General features: G+C 46.0%; 15 protein-coding genes. 4 read left to right on the top strand and 11 right to left on the bottom strand.

Annotated features, from left to right (window positions below; all coding sequences use genetic code 11):
- Positions 1-3: 3 nt before the first annotated feature.
- Complete coding sequence (locus ACT6R0_RS15315; RefSeq protein ID WP_444653868.1) at positions 4-381, top strand: gliding motility-associated C-terminal domain-containing protein; 378 nt, start codon at positions 4-6, stop codon at positions 379-381.
- A gap of 58 nt (positions 382-439) precedes the next feature.
- Here ACT6R0_RS15315 and ACT6R0_RS15310 read toward each other — a convergent pair whose 3' ends face one another.
- The 3 genes from ACT6R0_RS15310 to ACT6R0_RS15300 all read right to left on the bottom strand — a co-directional run bounded on the left by ACT6R0_RS15310 (position 440) and on the right by ACT6R0_RS15300 (position 2,896).
- The gene (locus ACT6R0_RS15310) at positions 440-1,225 is read right to left on the bottom strand and encodes an ABC transporter ATP-binding protein (RefSeq protein WP_444653869.1); all 786 of its coding nucleotides are present in this window, start codon (positions 1,223-1,225) and stop codon (positions 440-442) included.
- Positions 1,226-1,966, bottom strand: a complete 741-nt coding sequence (locus ACT6R0_RS15305) for an MlaE family ABC transporter permease (protein ID WP_444653870.1) — start codon at positions 1,964-1,966, stop codon at positions 1,226-1,228.
- Between the two features lie 75 nt (positions 1,967-2,041).
- Positions 2,042-2,896, bottom strand: a complete 855-nt coding sequence (locus ACT6R0_RS15300; RefSeq protein WP_444653871.1) for a glycosyltransferase family 2 protein — start codon at positions 2,894-2,896, stop codon at positions 2,042-2,044.
- A gap of 33 nt (positions 2,897-2,929) precedes the next feature.
- Between ACT6R0_RS15300 and ACT6R0_RS15295 the strand changes: the two genes are divergently transcribed.
- Both ACT6R0_RS15295 and ACT6R0_RS15290 read left to right on the top strand, forming a co-directional pair.
- Complete coding sequence (locus ACT6R0_RS15295) at positions 2,930-3,823, top strand: glycosyltransferase family 2 protein (RefSeq protein WP_444653873.1); 894 nt, start codon at positions 2,930-2,932, stop codon at positions 3,821-3,823.
- Entirely contained in the window at positions 3,823-5,292 is a 1,470-nt protein-coding gene (locus ACT6R0_RS15290) for a lipopolysaccharide biosynthesis protein (RefSeq protein WP_444653874.1), read from the top strand. Before ACT6R0_RS15295 ends, ACT6R0_RS15290 begins: the two co-directional genes overlap by 1 nt.
- A 110-nt stretch (positions 5,293-5,402) precedes the next feature.
- On the opposite strand, the gene ACT6R0_RS15285 is transcribed toward ACT6R0_RS15290, so the two are convergent.
- From ACT6R0_RS15285 to gcvP, 3 genes are all read right to left on the bottom strand, one after another.
- On the bottom strand, positions 5,403-6,461 hold the full coding sequence (locus ACT6R0_RS15285) for a 3-oxoacyl-ACP synthase III family protein (RefSeq protein WP_444653875.1): 1,059 nt from the start codon (positions 6,459-6,461) through the stop codon (positions 5,403-5,405).
- 119 nt (positions 6,462-6,580) lie between these two features.
- Positions 6,581-6,952: a group III truncated hemoglobin gene (locus ACT6R0_RS15280; RefSeq protein WP_444653877.1), complete on the bottom strand. Its 372-nt coding sequence runs from the start codon at positions 6,950-6,952 to the stop codon at positions 6,581-6,583.
- A 167-nt stretch (positions 6,953-7,119) separates the two neighbouring features.
- The gene (gcvP, locus tag ACT6R0_RS15275) at positions 7,120-9,969 is read right to left on the bottom strand and encodes an aminomethyl-transferring glycine dehydrogenase (protein WP_444653878.1); all 2,850 of its coding nucleotides are present in this window, start codon (positions 9,967-9,969) and stop codon (positions 7,120-7,122) included.
- Positions 9,970-10,101: 132 nt separating this feature from the next.
- Here gcvP and ACT6R0_RS15270 point away from each other — a divergent pair, with 132 nt between their 5' ends.
- Positions 10,102-10,920 carry a hypothetical protein gene (locus ACT6R0_RS15270; protein WP_444653879.1) on the top strand — a complete coding sequence of 273 codons (819 nt, stop codon included), beginning with the start codon at positions 10,102-10,104 and terminating at the stop codon, positions 10,918-10,920.
- A 155-nt stretch (positions 10,921-11,075) separates the two neighbouring features.
- Here ACT6R0_RS15270 and ACT6R0_RS15265 read toward each other — a convergent pair whose 3' ends face one another.
- The 5 genes from ACT6R0_RS15265 to ACT6R0_RS15245 all read right to left on the bottom strand — a co-directional run bounded on the left by ACT6R0_RS15265 (position 11,076) and on the right by ACT6R0_RS15245 (position 14,066).
- Entirely contained in the window at positions 11,076-11,978 is a 903-nt protein-coding gene (locus ACT6R0_RS15265) for a TIGR01777 family oxidoreductase (protein WP_444653880.1), read from the bottom strand.
- Positions 11,979-12,118: 140 nt separating this feature from the next.
- Positions 12,119-12,985, bottom strand: a complete 867-nt coding sequence (locus tag ACT6R0_RS15260) for a methyltransferase domain-containing protein (RefSeq protein WP_444653882.1) — start codon at positions 12,983-12,985, stop codon at positions 12,119-12,121.
- Positions 12,960-13,331, bottom strand: a complete 372-nt coding sequence (locus ACT6R0_RS15255) for a hypothetical protein (RefSeq protein ID WP_444653884.1) — start codon at positions 13,329-13,331, stop codon at positions 12,960-12,962. Before ACT6R0_RS15255 ends, ACT6R0_RS15260 begins: the two co-directional genes overlap by 26 nt.
- Before the next feature lies 1 nt (position 13,332).
- Complete coding sequence (locus tag ACT6R0_RS15250) at positions 13,333-13,764, bottom strand: hypothetical protein (protein WP_444653885.1); 432 nt, start codon at positions 13,762-13,764, stop codon at positions 13,333-13,335.
- Positions 13,761-14,066, bottom strand: coding sequence for a hypothetical protein (locus tag ACT6R0_RS15245; protein WP_444653886.1), 306 nt, complete (start codon positions 14,064-14,066; stop codon positions 13,761-13,763). The genes ACT6R0_RS15250 and ACT6R0_RS15245 overlap by 4 nt, the downstream gene beginning before the upstream one ends.
- Between the last annotated feature and the right edge of the window lie 60 nt (positions 14,067-14,126).

Below are 14,126 nucleotides of genomic sequence, written 5' to 3'. Positions count from 1 at the left end.
TCATTGACATCTTCATCTTCATCTGTAGACATTAGTGGATTGCCTCCGGGGGAATATAAGGTAAGTGTTACCGATCCGGAAGGCTGTTCGGCAGAAGCTTCTGTAACTGTAACAAGTACCCTATGCGGCATACCAAGGGGCATTTCTCCTGACAATGACGGGAGTAATGATTATTTTGACCTGTCCTATCTCGACATACAGGAATTGCTGGTATTCAACAGGCATGGCTTAAAGGTTTATCAAAAAGAGAATTATAAAAACGAGTGGTACGGCCAGTCGGATAAAGGCGAACTGCCAACCGGCACATATTACTACGTGGTTACGTTATTCGAAGGGAAAAGGGTAACAGGGTGGGTGTACCTGCAAATGGAGGCAAACTAAAAAAGTAAGCCCGTTTGAAAGAGCGGGCTTACTTTTAAACTAAGATATATATATGAAATTACTTCTTACTCTCCTCGTCCTCACTCTCGGCCAAAAGGCTTTCCCGTACCTTTTTAAACAGGTCGGATGAGTACACGAATTCTACAATGGACTTATTCCGGGTTTCGAGTATCTGCTCGTTGTCGCCTTCCCATTCTTTGATTCCGTTCTTTAGGAATACTATTTTTTCACCGATCTGCAGCACCGAGTTCATGTCATGCGTATTGATAACCGTTGTGATCTCATATTCCTTGGTAATCTCCTGGATCAGCTCATCAATGAGTATCGACGTTTCCGGGTCAAGGCCCGAGTTGGGCTCGTCGCAAAATAAATATTTAGGGTTATTTACAATAGCGCGTGCAATAGCGACCCTTTTTTGCATACCGCCCGACAGTTCGTTGGGGAACTTGCGGTTGGCATCTTTCAGGTTTACGCGCTCCAGTACTTCGTTCACACGTTCTTTTACCTCACGCGACCTTTTTTTTGTGAACATTTTCAACGGAAACCCTACATTATCCTCCACCGACATTGAATCGAACAGCGCACTTCCCTGGAATACCATCCCTATCTCAGTACGCAGGGTCCTTTTTTCGTCAGGAGAAAGTTCAGAATATATCCTTCCGTCGAATGATATGGTACCCGAATCGGGCGTGTGTATGCCAAGCAGTGTCTTAAGCATTACCGTCTTTCCAGATCCGCTTCGGCCTATGATGAGGTTGGTTTTTCCGGTTTCAAAGGTCGTGGATATCCCTTTCAATATCTTTGTTTCCCCAAAAGCTTTTTCTATGTTCTTAACCTCTATCATCTAGCTTAGCATTAACTGGGTTAGTATATAATTGATCAGGATTATGGTAACGCTGGTCCATACGAAGGATGTCGTACTTGCCTTACCCACTTCAAGTGCCCCGCCTTTCATGTAAAATCCGTGGAATGAAGGGACAGTAGCGAGCACCATACCGAATATAAACGTTTTAAAGAAAGCATAAAATATGTGATACGGATTAAAGTCGGTCTGCATTCCCTGTATGAATTCCTCACTACCGATAAATCCGCCATACACACCTGCAACATACCCGCCGAACATCCCCAGGAACATTGATAGGGCGATAACGAACGGATAGAGTACAAAGGCTGCGATCTTCGGGAATACGAGGTAATTAAGCGAGTTAACACCCATAACTTCCAGTGCATCGATCTGCTCAGTAACACGCATGGTACCAATGCTCGATGTAATGTACGATCCTGCACGCCCTGCCATGATAATGGAGATGAACGTAGGTGCGAACTCCAAGATCACAGACTGCCTTGTGGCAAATGCGATAAGCATTTTTGGGATAAGCGGGTTGGTAAGGTTCAATGCCGTTTGGATGGCAACAACCGCCCCGATAAAGAACGAGATGAATGCGACAATACCCAGCGATCCTATTATAAGGTCATCAATTTCCTTAAAAATGAGGGGTTTCATAACCTTCCATTTGGTTGGTTTATTGAAAACCTCTTTGATCATGAGGAAGTAGATACCTATTTGGTGTAATGCTTTTATCATTTATAGCTTGAAAATAATTGCTAAATTACCACATTGCAGCCAGTATCCATTACCAGTTAATAATTTTTTAATACTTTACTTATTAAATAATTTCGCCTTCATTTTATCCCAGCGGTACTTCCTGATGAATTTTGCCTGCTCCCTATCTACAAGCATTGCTGCCTTTTGGCTTTTGGCTTTCAGGAACCCTTTTACGTAGTCGATGAACAGGAGCGGCTTTTTTTTGCGCATGGCCAGCTTGGCCCCGGCAATCGAAGTGATCACAAATCCGTAGCCAATGGCATAAAAAGCCTCACCCTGTTTGTACCGGGCAGCTTTGTCATAGTTCGCCCCTGTGGGTTTCAGGTGCTTTACTTTCAGGCTTTCGAGGGTAATGACCTCCCAACCGTAGTATTTTGAGAGCAGTTCGTCTACAGTATCCCAGCCCATGGCGGTACGCAGTTTTCCTATCTGCAAAAAGCACTCTTTGCGGTAGGCTTTGAATGCCCCCCGAATGTGATCTTTGTCGGTCAGGCTTTCCAGTACCCAGCTTCCGTCTTTTTCAATGTAGGCAAAGCCGCCTGCCATCCCGGCTTTCGGGTTGGTCCTGAACACTCCCAGTATTTTTTCGAAGTAGTCGGGAGGGAGGATAAGGTCGGCATCCAGCTTTACGATCACGTCATAATTTTCATCCACAGTTTCGTAACCTGCATTAAAGGCCTGGATCACCTTGCTTCCCGGAAGGTGCACAGCATCGGACTTTTTGTTAACCAATGATAACCAGGTGTTATTTAGGGCAAATTCCGTAACTATCGCAGCAGTATCATCAGTCGAATTATCATTGACCACCACTGCTTTGGAAGGTAAAATGGTTTGCGCCGCCAAAGATCCGAGCATGCCCCTGATGAAAGCCGCTTCATTGTAAGCCGGTATGATGACGTAATATTTCATTTTATGGCGGAGTAGGTGCAAATATCCTTATTTTTGCTGAAGAAAAGCGGAATAGTGGATAAAAAGGTTTTTGTAATTATTGTCACTTATAATGGTGCAAGGTGGATAGATAAAAATATCACATCACTGCTGGCATCATCTTATCCTGTTAGCATCATTACTATCGACAATAATTCAACCGACAATTCCGTTGCGATGCTGGAAAAATACCCGCAGGTACAATTAGTAAAGTCGCCAGAAAACCTTGGGTTTGGCAAGGCTAATAACATCGGGATGCAAATGGCACTGGAGCAGGGAGCGGATCATCTTTTCCTTCTTAATCAGGATGCCTGGGTCTTTCAGAGTACCATTAGTAGCCTTTTAGATACCATGGTGTCGCATAAAAATGCCGGTATTATCAGTCCCGCACATTATATGGCTGATGAAGTGACATTAGACGCAAATTTTAAAACTTACCTCGGGCGTTCAGAGACGCTTGACGAACAGGATGTTCTTATATCAAAATTTGTCAACGCAGCAGCATGGATGATCAGCCGCAAGTGTGTCGGGAAGGTTGGCTTTTTTGAACCGCTGTTTGGCCACTATGGTGAAGACCGTAACTATTGCGACCGCGTGCTGTATCATGGTTATCATATTCTAATTGATACCAATGCCAAGATCGTACATGACCGCACTATAACACGCAATTATAACAAAGACCTTACCCAAAGCCAATACAAAATACTGGCCACGCTCATAGATCCCAATCGGAGCTATTTTAATGCTTACATGCAAGGCTTAAAGGAAGCTATCGGCCTGCCAAAATATTTCAGCAAATTTTACAGCAGGGCAGAAGTGGGTCAAATGGCAAAGGCCCTGTTGGGCTATTACTGGAATTTCATTACCAAACCCGGACAGGTAACCACCGCCCGCAAACGTGCCAAATAATGGAAAAGCAGCAGGCAGCACCCATGAAGCAGGTAGTTTGGTTCGCTATCATTAACTACATCGGAACGGCGTTAGGTGTGGTATCGTCGTTGCTCATATACCCTAAAAAATATGAGTTTATGGGCATGGTGCGGTATGTTGACAGTATTTCGCAACTGCTGTTCCCTATCATGGTGCTTGGCGCCAGCCAGGCGCTTATAAAGTTTTACCCGGGTCTCGATGTGCAGCGGCAAAAGCAGCTTTTTACATACAGCCTGCTATCGATCGCCACAGTAAGCCTGTTTGTACTGTCTGGAGTACTTTTATATGAAAATTATGGCGAGCCGGAATTTAAGGGGCTGGTATATTTTGCTTTTCCCATAGCCGTCGCCCTGGCTTTTGTCGAACTTTTCAAAAAACAGTTACAGGATCTGCAAAAGATAGCCATACCTGCAATGTTCGAAAAGATCATTCCAAAGATCGTGCTTCCGGCTGCATTCCTGCTTCTCCTGTATGCGGGCATATCGCGTAATGAAGCCCTCTGGCTGTATATGAGCGGATTTCTGCTGATACTGCTGCTCACTTCAGTTTACCTTTTTAACACATATAAGCCCGGTTTCAATTACCGCTTCAAAACGCTGTTCGGGGAGGTTTCAAGGAAGGAGTATTTTCGCTACAGCCTGTATTCACTGGCAGGTAGCCTCGGCTCGCTATTGGCCTTCCGCATTGACGGTATCCTGATACCGAACATGATCTCTATGGAGGCCAATGGCGAGTTCAGTACTGCTGCTATGCTTGCCACGACACTACAGATACCCGCCATTGGGATGTTCGCACTTTACGCGCCCATTATATCCAATTACCTGCGCGATCACAATTTATCGGAACTCAGTATTAAATACAAGGAGATCGCAAGGTTGCTTTTCTTCATCGGGGCGGTATTGTATGGCTGTATCTTCATCGGGCTCGAAGACCTTTTTCATTTAATGCCCGATCATGAAAAACTGCAACCCTTAATTCCAATGATCGAAATACTGGGTCTTAGTGTGCTGATCAATATGGCTACAGGCTTTAATGGGGAGATCATTACCTACTCCAGGTATTACCGCTTTAACCTCATTGCGGTGCTCCTGCTCATATTGCTCACGATATCACTTAATTTATGGTTCATTGCGCAGGGGTATGGCATTGTTGGGGTCGCGTGGGCTTCGTTCATCAGTATGACATTATTCAATATCAGCAAGCTGGCCTTCATTTACAAGAAGTTCGGCCTGCTGCCTTTCGATAAAAAATTCCTTCAATTGGGAATGGTGTTTGCCATTACTGGTACTATAATTTATTTTCTGCCATCTAATGCCTATCAACTGGTTACCCTTATTTACAAAACGGTATTATACATCGCCGTAAATGTAATTATCGCTTACAGGCTAAGGCTCGTTTACCAGTTAAACGTTTCTGCAGATAAGTTTTTGGGCAAGATAAAGCGATAGTTTTTGGAATTTTGTCCCTATAGCAAAAAATTATAAAGCCCCAAAGTTCCTGCTTTGGGGCTTTATATATTCATTTATTTGAAGATCCGGCATCTTACGGCTTGTCAGTATCACACCTTATATACAAAAGCATTTATATTCATTCCTGCGCCCACCGAAGCAAAGATCACAATATCGCCTTTATCCAATTGCTGGCCTTTCATTTTGCCTTTTATCATGATGTCATAAAGTGTAGGGATGGTAGCAACACTGCTGTTGCCCAACTTGCCTATACACATCGGCATAAGGTCCTTTTCAAACCGATGGTTGTACAGCTTGAAAAAACGTTGCACTATGGCCTCATCCATTTTCTCGTTCGCCTGATGTATCAGTATTTTTTTAACGTCCTCGATCAGTATACCGCTTTTATCAAGGCACTCCTTCATGGCCAACGGCACATGGTTCAGGGCGAACTCATATATTTTCCTGCCATGCATTTTTATATAACGTACATCCTGGTCATGCGTCGCATTGAATGAACCGCCAAAATACAGGAAATTAGCTTCATCGTACGTGAACGATGCTGTCTCATGGGCAAGTATCCCGCCTTCATCTTCTGTTGCTTCTATTATTGTTGCTCCGGCACCATCAGAATAGATCATACTATCCCTGTCATGCATGTCTACGACCCTCGATAAAGTTTCCGCCCCGATCACAAGGCATTTTTTAGCCATGCCTGCCTTTATGAAAGCTTGTGCCTGTATAACGCCCTCAACCCAGCCCGGGCAACCAAAAATGATATCGTATGCAACACATTTCGGATTCTTTATTCTTAAATTATGTTTAACGCGGGCAGCAAGGCTTGGCAAATAGTCACTTTGTATCGTTCCACTCTTCACGTCTCCAAAATTATTGGCGAAAATAATATAGTCGAGGGTTTCAGGGTCTATCCCTGCCGATTCGATAGCCCTTTGTGCTGCGATCAGCGCTATGTCCGATGTTTGAAGGTTATCTTCCACATAACGGCGCTCCTCTATACCGGTGATCTGCCTGAACTTTTCGGTGATCACCTCGTTGGAATATGCCAGCGGTGTTCCGTCGTCATTAAGAAACACGTGTTGCGCGAAGTCAAGGTTCGTAACAGTACGATTGGGTATATAACTTCCTGAACCTGTAATCTTAATATTCATGGTCTCTAATTTACAGCTAAGTTAAACAAATATATCACAATTGCCACACCAAGGAATTATGCGTGCATACTATTTTGATAAAAACAAATTTAATGGAGAAATTTAAGAAATACAACAATTTATGAGGATGCTAACTTTATTTTCATCACTGTCGCAATGGAAATGGCGCGCGTTTTTATCTTTTCGGCATTCAATCCCTCAAAATGTTCATCAACAGTGTCATAAAAGTGGCTGAGCCAAATGTTGAAATGTTCTTCGGTCAGCTTTTCCTTATTGTTGAGGTCCATGTGCACCTGCATTGGGTTATTGCGGTAATTGCCAGTGTGAAAAATGCTCAGTTCCCAAAAATCGGCGAGGATAGGGAGGTGGTGCTCCAGATCGATCTTTGCGACATCGGTAAAAATGTAGCTTATGACGGGGTCATTAAGCAGTTTATTATAAAATTCAGCCAGCAGGAATTCGAGGTCCTGCCTGCTCTCAATCTCTTTCATAAAAAATATTTTGCACGAATTACGCGAATTTCATTAATTTAAAAAATGATCGGGGTCATTAACTATCGCTCATTTCTTCCGGTATGTCTTCGTTCGCGATGACATGGCCCCGGCAATCATCAGGGATGCCATAAAAAAAAGGCTGCCCTGCGGCAGCCTCTTCAGGATCAGTTTTCCATATACGCCTCGATGGGCGCACAAGAGCAGATCAAATTTCGGTCACCGTAGGCATCATCAACCCTCCTTACGCCCGGCCAGAACTTGTTCTCCTGCAGGTAGTCAATAGGGAATGCGGCCTTCTCCCTTGTGTAAGGAAGTGTCCAGTTATCAGTTGTAAGCATCGCAAGTGTGTGCGGCGCGTTTTTCAATACGTTGTTCTTGTCATCGGCGTTTGCCTCTTCGATCTCTTTGCGGATGGATATCATCGCATCGCAAAAGCGGTCAAGTTCCTCAAGGTTCTCGCTCTCAGTAGGCTCGATCATCAGTGTGCCCGCTACCGGGAACGATACTGTAGGCGCGTGGAAGCCATAGTCCATAAGGCGCTTGGCAATATCTGTCACCTCAATGCCATTGGCTTTGAATGGTCGGCATTCGATGATCATTTCGTGCGCAGCCCTTCCCATTTCACCGGTGTACAGCGTTTCGTAGTGGCCGCTCAGCCTCTCTTTAATATAATTGGCGTTTAGTATCGCGTGGTGTGTAGCGCTTGTAAGCCCATCTGCGCCAAGCATAATAATATAGCCATAAGATATAAGGCATACCAGTGCCGATCCCCATGGGGCAGCAGAGATAGCTGTGATGGCAGTCTCACCACCTGTTGGTATCACAGGGTTGGTAGGCAGGAACGGGACCAGGTGTTTCGCAACACAAATAGGGCCAACTCCGGGTCCTCCGCCACCGTGTGGTATCGCGAAAGTCTTGTGCAGGTTAAGGTGGCATACGTCGGCACCGATAGTTGCCGGATTAGTCAATCCTACCTGTGCGTTCATATTTGCGCCGTCCATATACACCTGCCCGCCATTTTCATGAATAAAGTTGGTCACTTCGATGATCGATGCTTCATATACGCCGTGGGTTGATGGATACGTTACCATAAGGCAGGCAAGGTTATCCTTATACTGCAATGCTTTCGCCTTCAGGTCTTCCACGTCAATGTTGCCATTCTCAGACGTTTTGGTCACAACCACCTGCATGCCCGCCATATTGGCTGTAGCAGGGTTGGTGCCGTGTGCCGAAGCGGGGATAAGGGCAATGTTCCTGTGACCCTCGCCGCGCGACTCGTGGTAGGCGCGGATAACCATAAGGCCTGCGTACTCACCTTGTGCGCCCGAGTTGGGTTGCAGGGTAGTACCTGCGAAGCCTGTGATAACGTTAAGCTGCTCTTCAAGTTTCTTCAGCATTTGCTGGTAGCCCTCCGCCTGCTCAATTGGTGCGAACGGATGGATATTGTTCCAGTTGGCCATGCTCAGCGGCAGCATTTCCGATGCTGCGTTCAGCTTCATGGTACATGAGCCCAGCGATATCATCGAATGGTTCAGTGCCAGGTCCAGGCGCTCCAGCTTTTTGATGTAGCGCATAATGGCCGTTTCGCTGTGGTATTTGTTGAATACATCATACTTAAGGAATTCGCTTGTTCTGTTCACCGAGTCAGGAACGGCAGTGCCTTCTGAGAGTTCGGTTACATTTTCAGCAGTTTTTCCTGTTGCTTCCGCAAATACGGCAAGTATGTCGTTAATGTCTTTTACAGACGTTGTTTCGTTGAATGAGATAGAGATCGTTTCAGCATCCACATAGTAGAAGTTGATCTCTTTCTTTTCGGCAGCGGCTTTTACTTTTGCAGCATCGGCTTTTACAAGGATGGTGTCAAAGAAAGCCGTGTTGGTTTGGTATACGCCCAGCTTGTTCAGCCCATCGGCAGTCGTAACGGCAGACGCGTGTACTTTATCGGCAATGTAGCCAAGGCCTTTTGGCCCGTGGTAAACGGCATACATACCCGCCATAACAGCAAGCAGTACCTGTGCGGTACAAATGTTCGAAGTTGCCTTTTCACGCTTGATGTGCTGCTCACGAGTCTGCAATGCCATGCGTAGCGCACGGTTGCCGTTCGCATCAACGGTCACCCCGATGATCCTACCCGGCATCGAACGTTTATATTCTTCTTTGGTTGCGAAGAAAGCCGCGTGCGGCCCGCCATATCCCATCGGGATACCAAAGCGTTGTGTGGTTCCCACTACAACGTCAGCGCCCATTTCACCTGGTGAAGTAAGTTTTACAAGGCTCAGGATATCGGCAGCAACTGCTGTTTTTATTTCTTTCTCTTTTGCTTTCGCGATGAAGCCCGCATAGTCATATACCTGGCCGTATTTGCCCGGGTACTGCAGTATCGCCCCGAAGAAATCATCACCAAAACCAAACTCTTCGTGGCTGCCCACAACAAGCTCCACACTGATCGGGGTAGAACGCGTTTGAAGCACCGAAAGGGTTTGCGGCAGTATCTCTTCAGAAACAAAGAACTTATTTACGTTGTTCTTCTTTTGGTCACGGGTACGTACGTCAAATAGCAGTGCCATGGCCTCTGCGGCAGCGGTACTTTCATCAAGCAATGATGCATTGGCGATCTCCATGCCCGATAGCTCGATAACCGTGGTCTGGTAGTTCAGCAATGCCTCAAGGCGGCCCTGCGCTATCTCGGCCTGGTACGGCGTGTAGGCAGTGTACCATCCCGGATTTTCGAAAATATTGCGTTGAATTGGGGCCGGAACTATGGCAGGGTGGTAGCCCAACCCTATGTATGACCTGTATATCTTATTCTTGTTCCCCAATTGCTGGATGTGGCTCATGTACTCATATTCGGTCATGGCAGGTTCCAGGTTTAGCGGGGCTTTCAGGCGGATGTCGTCCGGAAGGGTCTCGTATATCAATTGGTCAATGGATCCTACTCCAATGGCCTTAAACATATGTTGCAGATCTGCCTCTCGTGGTCCGATATGCCTTAATGCAAAAGCATCTGTTTTCATGTGTGTTGCGTATAGTTTTAAGAAGCACAAAAGTAATTATTTTAATTGGGATAAAAATACTATTGCAAATGACATTTTGTGAATTTTTCATTATAAATCGGCTCCTGTTGTGATATTCATTATTTTTACGGTATGAAAGTCACTAAACAGTTATTTTCGCTTTATATCTACGGGAGTATGCACGTTGCCATGAGCGTGCTGGCACTTGTGCTTATGACCAGCCATCAGTTTGGCCTGCCTTTCAATATATGGGTGGCCGCTTTTGCTTATTGTGGTACGATGTTCAGCTATAACTTCATGAAGTATGACGGGCTTTTCCGCGTAAAAAAGGCCGCCGGGCCAAGGGTAAAGATCATCGTTGCATTGAGCACAGTGGCCTTGGTGATCGCCGGGGTAAGCTTCTTTTTCCTACAAAGGGCCTCGCAAATAACAGCAGTCCTTTCCTTCGGGCTTACGGCATTGTACACCGTCCCGTTCTTCCCGAAAACAAAGAACCTGCGCAACTGGAGCGGGGTCAAAATTTACATTGTTGCCCTGTGCTGGGCCGGGATAACGCTATTGTTACCCTTAATCGATGCTGGGGCACCCATCACATCCGATGTTTATTTAAAATTTTGCCAGCGTTTCCTGCTCATCATTACCCTCATTGCCATCTTCGAGATCATCGACCTGCGGGAGGACGACCCACACCTGAAAACCATCCCCCAGCAGATAGGAGTGCGCAAGGCAAAGATCCTCAACCTCATTCTTTTAACGGTACTGTTCTTTTTGGAATTGCTCCGCACAACTATCGACTACCGCCAGTTGGCCGCAAACTTCTGTATGGTAACCGCTACCGCTTTATTTACGATCTACGCTACGCCCAACCGCCCAAAGTATTACACATTATTTTGGGTAGAAGCCGTGCCGATATTTTGGCTGGGATCGGTGGTGTTGTTTGGTTGGTTGTAATGACCACCCAGTCATTGCGAGGAGGAACGACGAAGCAATCTTTCTGTATCAACAAAAGTAGTATTGACGGACCGGAGGAAAGGTGGTGTCGTGCCTCGCAATGACGGTATGCGTGATGATAGCGATGAATTTTATCTGCGTTCGTTTCTGATATTTCAGGTCAAATTCCCCAGCGCTGTCCCCAGATCCCCATACCCAAAAGTAAACCCTGCATCTATTAATCGTTTTGGGATCACATTGCGGCTTTTTAAAACCAGTTCTGTTTCGGTGCCAATGAGCATAGCGCCAAACTTTAGCAGGCCTGTGCCAATGGGGATACCAACCGGCATGCCCACGGTTTTGCGCAGCATATTCATAAAAGCGGCATTGCGAATGGGAGTTGGGGAGACCACATTCACCGCGCCTTCCATTTGATTATCTATAATGAATTCGACCGCGCGGGCAAAGTCCTTTTCGTGTATCCAGCTTACCAATTGCCTGCCGCTGCCCTGCCTGCCGCCAAAGCCAAATTGTGCCAGCTTTTTCAGCGGAATGAATGCGCCGCCATTTTTCCCTAAAACTATGGAGGTACGTAATGCGGTTTTTATGGTTCCCTGTGTTTCATTACGGAAGAAAGCCTTTTCCCAAACCTTGGCTACGTTCATCGAAAAGTCATGCCCGATCTCGCCCGTTTCCTCGTCCATCTGCTTGTCTACCGAATGCCTGTATATGGTCGCGGTAGACGAGTTGAGCCAGTGCATTGGCGGGTTGGTGCATTCGCTTACAGCTTTGTCCAGTATCACGGTGCTGTCCACCCGCGATGCCATGATCTCGCTCTTGTTCTTCTCATTATAGCGGCAATCCACCGACTTCCCCGCCAGGTTGATGAGTACATCCATGCCTTCCAGTTCGGCTTCCCAGCCGGTCATAGTTTTGGCATCCCAATTTATGTAGCGGATGTCGTTTTTTATTTCGGCTTTGCCGCGGGTCAGCACCACAATGTTATAATTTCCTTTAAAATGTTCAATGAGCACATTTCCTAAGAATCCGGTGCCGGCGGCGATCATCATTTTTTTCATTGTGATTGATTTTTGACCTCACCCCAGCCCTCTCCAAAGGAGAGGGAGAAGCTTCACTCGGATGGAAATAGAAAGTTTGAGTATCCATTCCGGCTCCCCTCTCCTTTGGAGAGGAGTTGGGGGTGAGGTCTGTCCTACAGTTATTTAGTACACGTAATGATATAATACCCAAAATTATTCAGCTGCACGCCGGATAGCAACGCGAACAGTGACCCCTTCAGGTTTTTGATGCTTTGGGTTTTTAGCGGTTCGGCGTTATAAATTTTTCGCAGCAGGAACCCGCTGATGGCGAACGGCACATGCAGTACCGATGGCGCCACGCGGAACGAAATATCTTCAATATTTATATCCCTGAACCCAATTTCTTCCAGCATGGTTTTTATCCTGTGGATGTTGCCCAGCTTCTCAAGGCTCCACCCGTTGCACAAGCCTTTATAGCAATAGCTCCCGCCAATACACAGGTCTTCGTAATCCTTTTTCAGGAACGCATCGGCGATCACCAGCTTTGCGCCGGGCTTTAGTATGCGCCAGGCTTCCTTAAACGGATCGGCGCTGTGCCCGCTGTGGCAAAAACTCTCGACGGCCATAGCCCCATCGAATGTTTCATTGGCAAAAGAGGTATGGTTGTAGTCTTCTTTCAGTATTATCCCATCCATTCCCTTAAGCCTTTTGTTACCCTCTTCCGCCTGGAAATCAGAAAGGGTTACACCTATTATCTTCAGGTCCCTGTAATTTTTCAGGCCAAATTTCATGGTGCCACCCATTCCGCAGCCCATGTCACACAGCACCCCTTTTGTGCCGAGCCTCTGGTAGATCTGGCGGTTCATTTCGTTGAGCATGCTGTCGCGGCGGAACGGATCAGTGCTCAACGGACTGTAATACCCAAAGTGCATGTTGAAGTCGCGGCTCCAGAATTCGTAGTCTTCGGTAGCTTCGTTATACAGGTCGGCAGTGCTGCGATTGTTTTGCGCGTGCAGCAGTTCAGTGTTGAGTTGCAGCATGTTCATGGCTGAGGTTTTTGGTAATGGTATAACTCGTGTATACAAAATAGATGGCTATGGCAGCGGGGAAGAGGAACAGGAGGGGCACACAGAACAGATCGTTAGAAAAACTGTCGTGTCCATAGGCCAATGCCAGTCCGCTAAAGTCTATCGCCACAAATACCCAGTACCCTATGATCATCTTACGCATTTTTTGATCCAGTTCGCGATAATAGCAAAATACGACCGCCATTGCCAATATGAGCTGTATGGCACCCAGTACCGTCATGAATAGCAGTCCTAAATAGGGCACTATAAAAAGGAAAACGTTAATTATACATGTCCAGAAGTTGATTTGGTGGATGGTTTTCATGCTACAGGACTTTTAAATTATGGATCAGTAATAATGTGTAGACCACAGCAAAGAACACAAATAATGTATTCATGCCGTAGCCACCCCATTTAAACAATTGCTTTTTAGGAATGTCATACATAGGGTAGTAAGCGATCTGAGTGGCCACTTTGCCCACCCAGTAGGCAGCTATCAATCCTGTAAGCGCTATTGCAAGATGGGTCTGGTCTTTCAGTTCAGCAGGTATCAATATTGCTATCAGGCCGAAGCTGAAGTTGAGCCCTTGGATGTAGCGGCCGTAGGTTTTGGCGATCTCCTGGTTTAGGGGCTTCAGCTGCTTTACATCATTGTACCAGTCGAATACCTTGTGACGGATATAAGGATAGATAAGTGCGGTAAAGATCTGGCCACAGCCGCCGAGGATGATCAGCCAGTTGGGGATGGTGATGTTCATGGTTTTTCTTTTTTTGTTTCGATAAAAAGGAGTACAGACAGATAAAGGGCGAGGGCAGGTGGCAACAGGACGATCCAGAACCAGTCGGTAGCCATCCAAAGGATAAAAAATAATATTGTCCCGGCAAAGTAGATCACATATTCTATTCGTTTACCTGCGGTATCTATAAGTAACCCAGTTCCTGTAATGAACTGGAAGCCACCCGTGACAATGGTAAACAACGCCCCGAAAAACCAGCATCCAGGTTCAAGGAATCCCAATAACCCTAATAAAGATGGTACACCCATCATAAAATAATTCATTCTGTTTAAACCCTTCATTATTTTTAAACTTTCAGAAAAAAATGAAACAATTAATTAAAT

It is taken from the genome of Flavobacterium sp. (assembly GCF_052437795.1).
Lineage (GTDB): Bacteria > Bacteroidota > Bacteroidia > Flavobacteriales > Flavobacteriaceae > Flavobacterium.
The sequence above is the reverse complement of the archived record's forward strand: the minus strand, read 5'-3'. Positions and strand labels throughout refer to the sequence as shown.

Excerpts from the sequence above, each read along its gene's own strand:
- ACT6R0_RS15290 (WP_444653874.1), top strand. The coding sequence starts at position 3,823 with ATGGAAAAGCAGCAGGCAGCACCCATGAAGCAGGTAGTTTGGTTCGCT.
- ACT6R0_RS15245 (WP_444653886.1), bottom strand. The coding sequence starts at position 14,066 with ATGAATTATTTTATGATGGGTGTACCATCTTTATTAGGGTTATTGGGA.
- ACT6R0_RS15310 (WP_444653869.1), bottom strand. The coding sequence starts at position 1,225 with ATGATAGAGGTTAAGAACATAGAAAAAGCTTTTGGGGAAACAAAGATA.
- ACT6R0_RS15255 (WP_444653884.1), bottom strand. The coding sequence starts at position 13,331 with ATGAAAACCATCCACCAAATCAACTTCTGGACATGTATAATTAACGTT.
- ACT6R0_RS15260 (WP_444653882.1), bottom strand. The coding sequence starts at position 12,985 with ATGAACATGCTGCAACTCAACACTGAACTGCTGCACGCGCAAAACAAT.
- ACT6R0_RS15305 (WP_444653870.1), bottom strand. The coding sequence starts at position 1,966 with ATGATAAAAGCATTACACCAAATAGGTATCTACTTCCTCATGATCAAA.
- ACT6R0_RS15270 (WP_444653879.1), top strand. The coding sequence starts at position 10,102 with ATGAAAGTCACTAAACAGTTATTTTCGCTTTATATCTACGGGAGTATG.
- ACT6R0_RS15265 (WP_444653880.1), bottom strand. The coding sequence starts at position 11,978 with ATGAAAAAAATGATGATCGCCGCCGGCACCGGATTCTTAGGAAATGTG.
- gcvP (WP_444653878.1), bottom strand. The coding sequence starts at position 9,969 with ATGAAAACAGATGCTTTTGCATTAAGGCATATCGGACCACGAGAGGCA.
- ACT6R0_RS15300 (WP_444653871.1), bottom strand. The coding sequence starts at position 2,896 with ATGAAATATTACGTCATCATACCGGCTTACAATGAAGCGGCTTTCATC.
- ACT6R0_RS15250 (WP_444653885.1), bottom strand. The coding sequence starts at position 13,764 with ATGAACATCACCATCCCCAACTGGCTGATCATCCTCGGCGGCTGTGGC.
- ACT6R0_RS15285 (WP_444653875.1), bottom strand. The coding sequence starts at position 6,461 with ATGAATATTAAGATTACAGGTTCAGGAAGTTATATACCCAATCGTACT.
- ACT6R0_RS15280 (WP_444653877.1), bottom strand. The coding sequence starts at position 6,952 with ATGAAAGAGATTGAGAGCAGGCAGGACCTCGAATTCCTGCTGGCTGAA.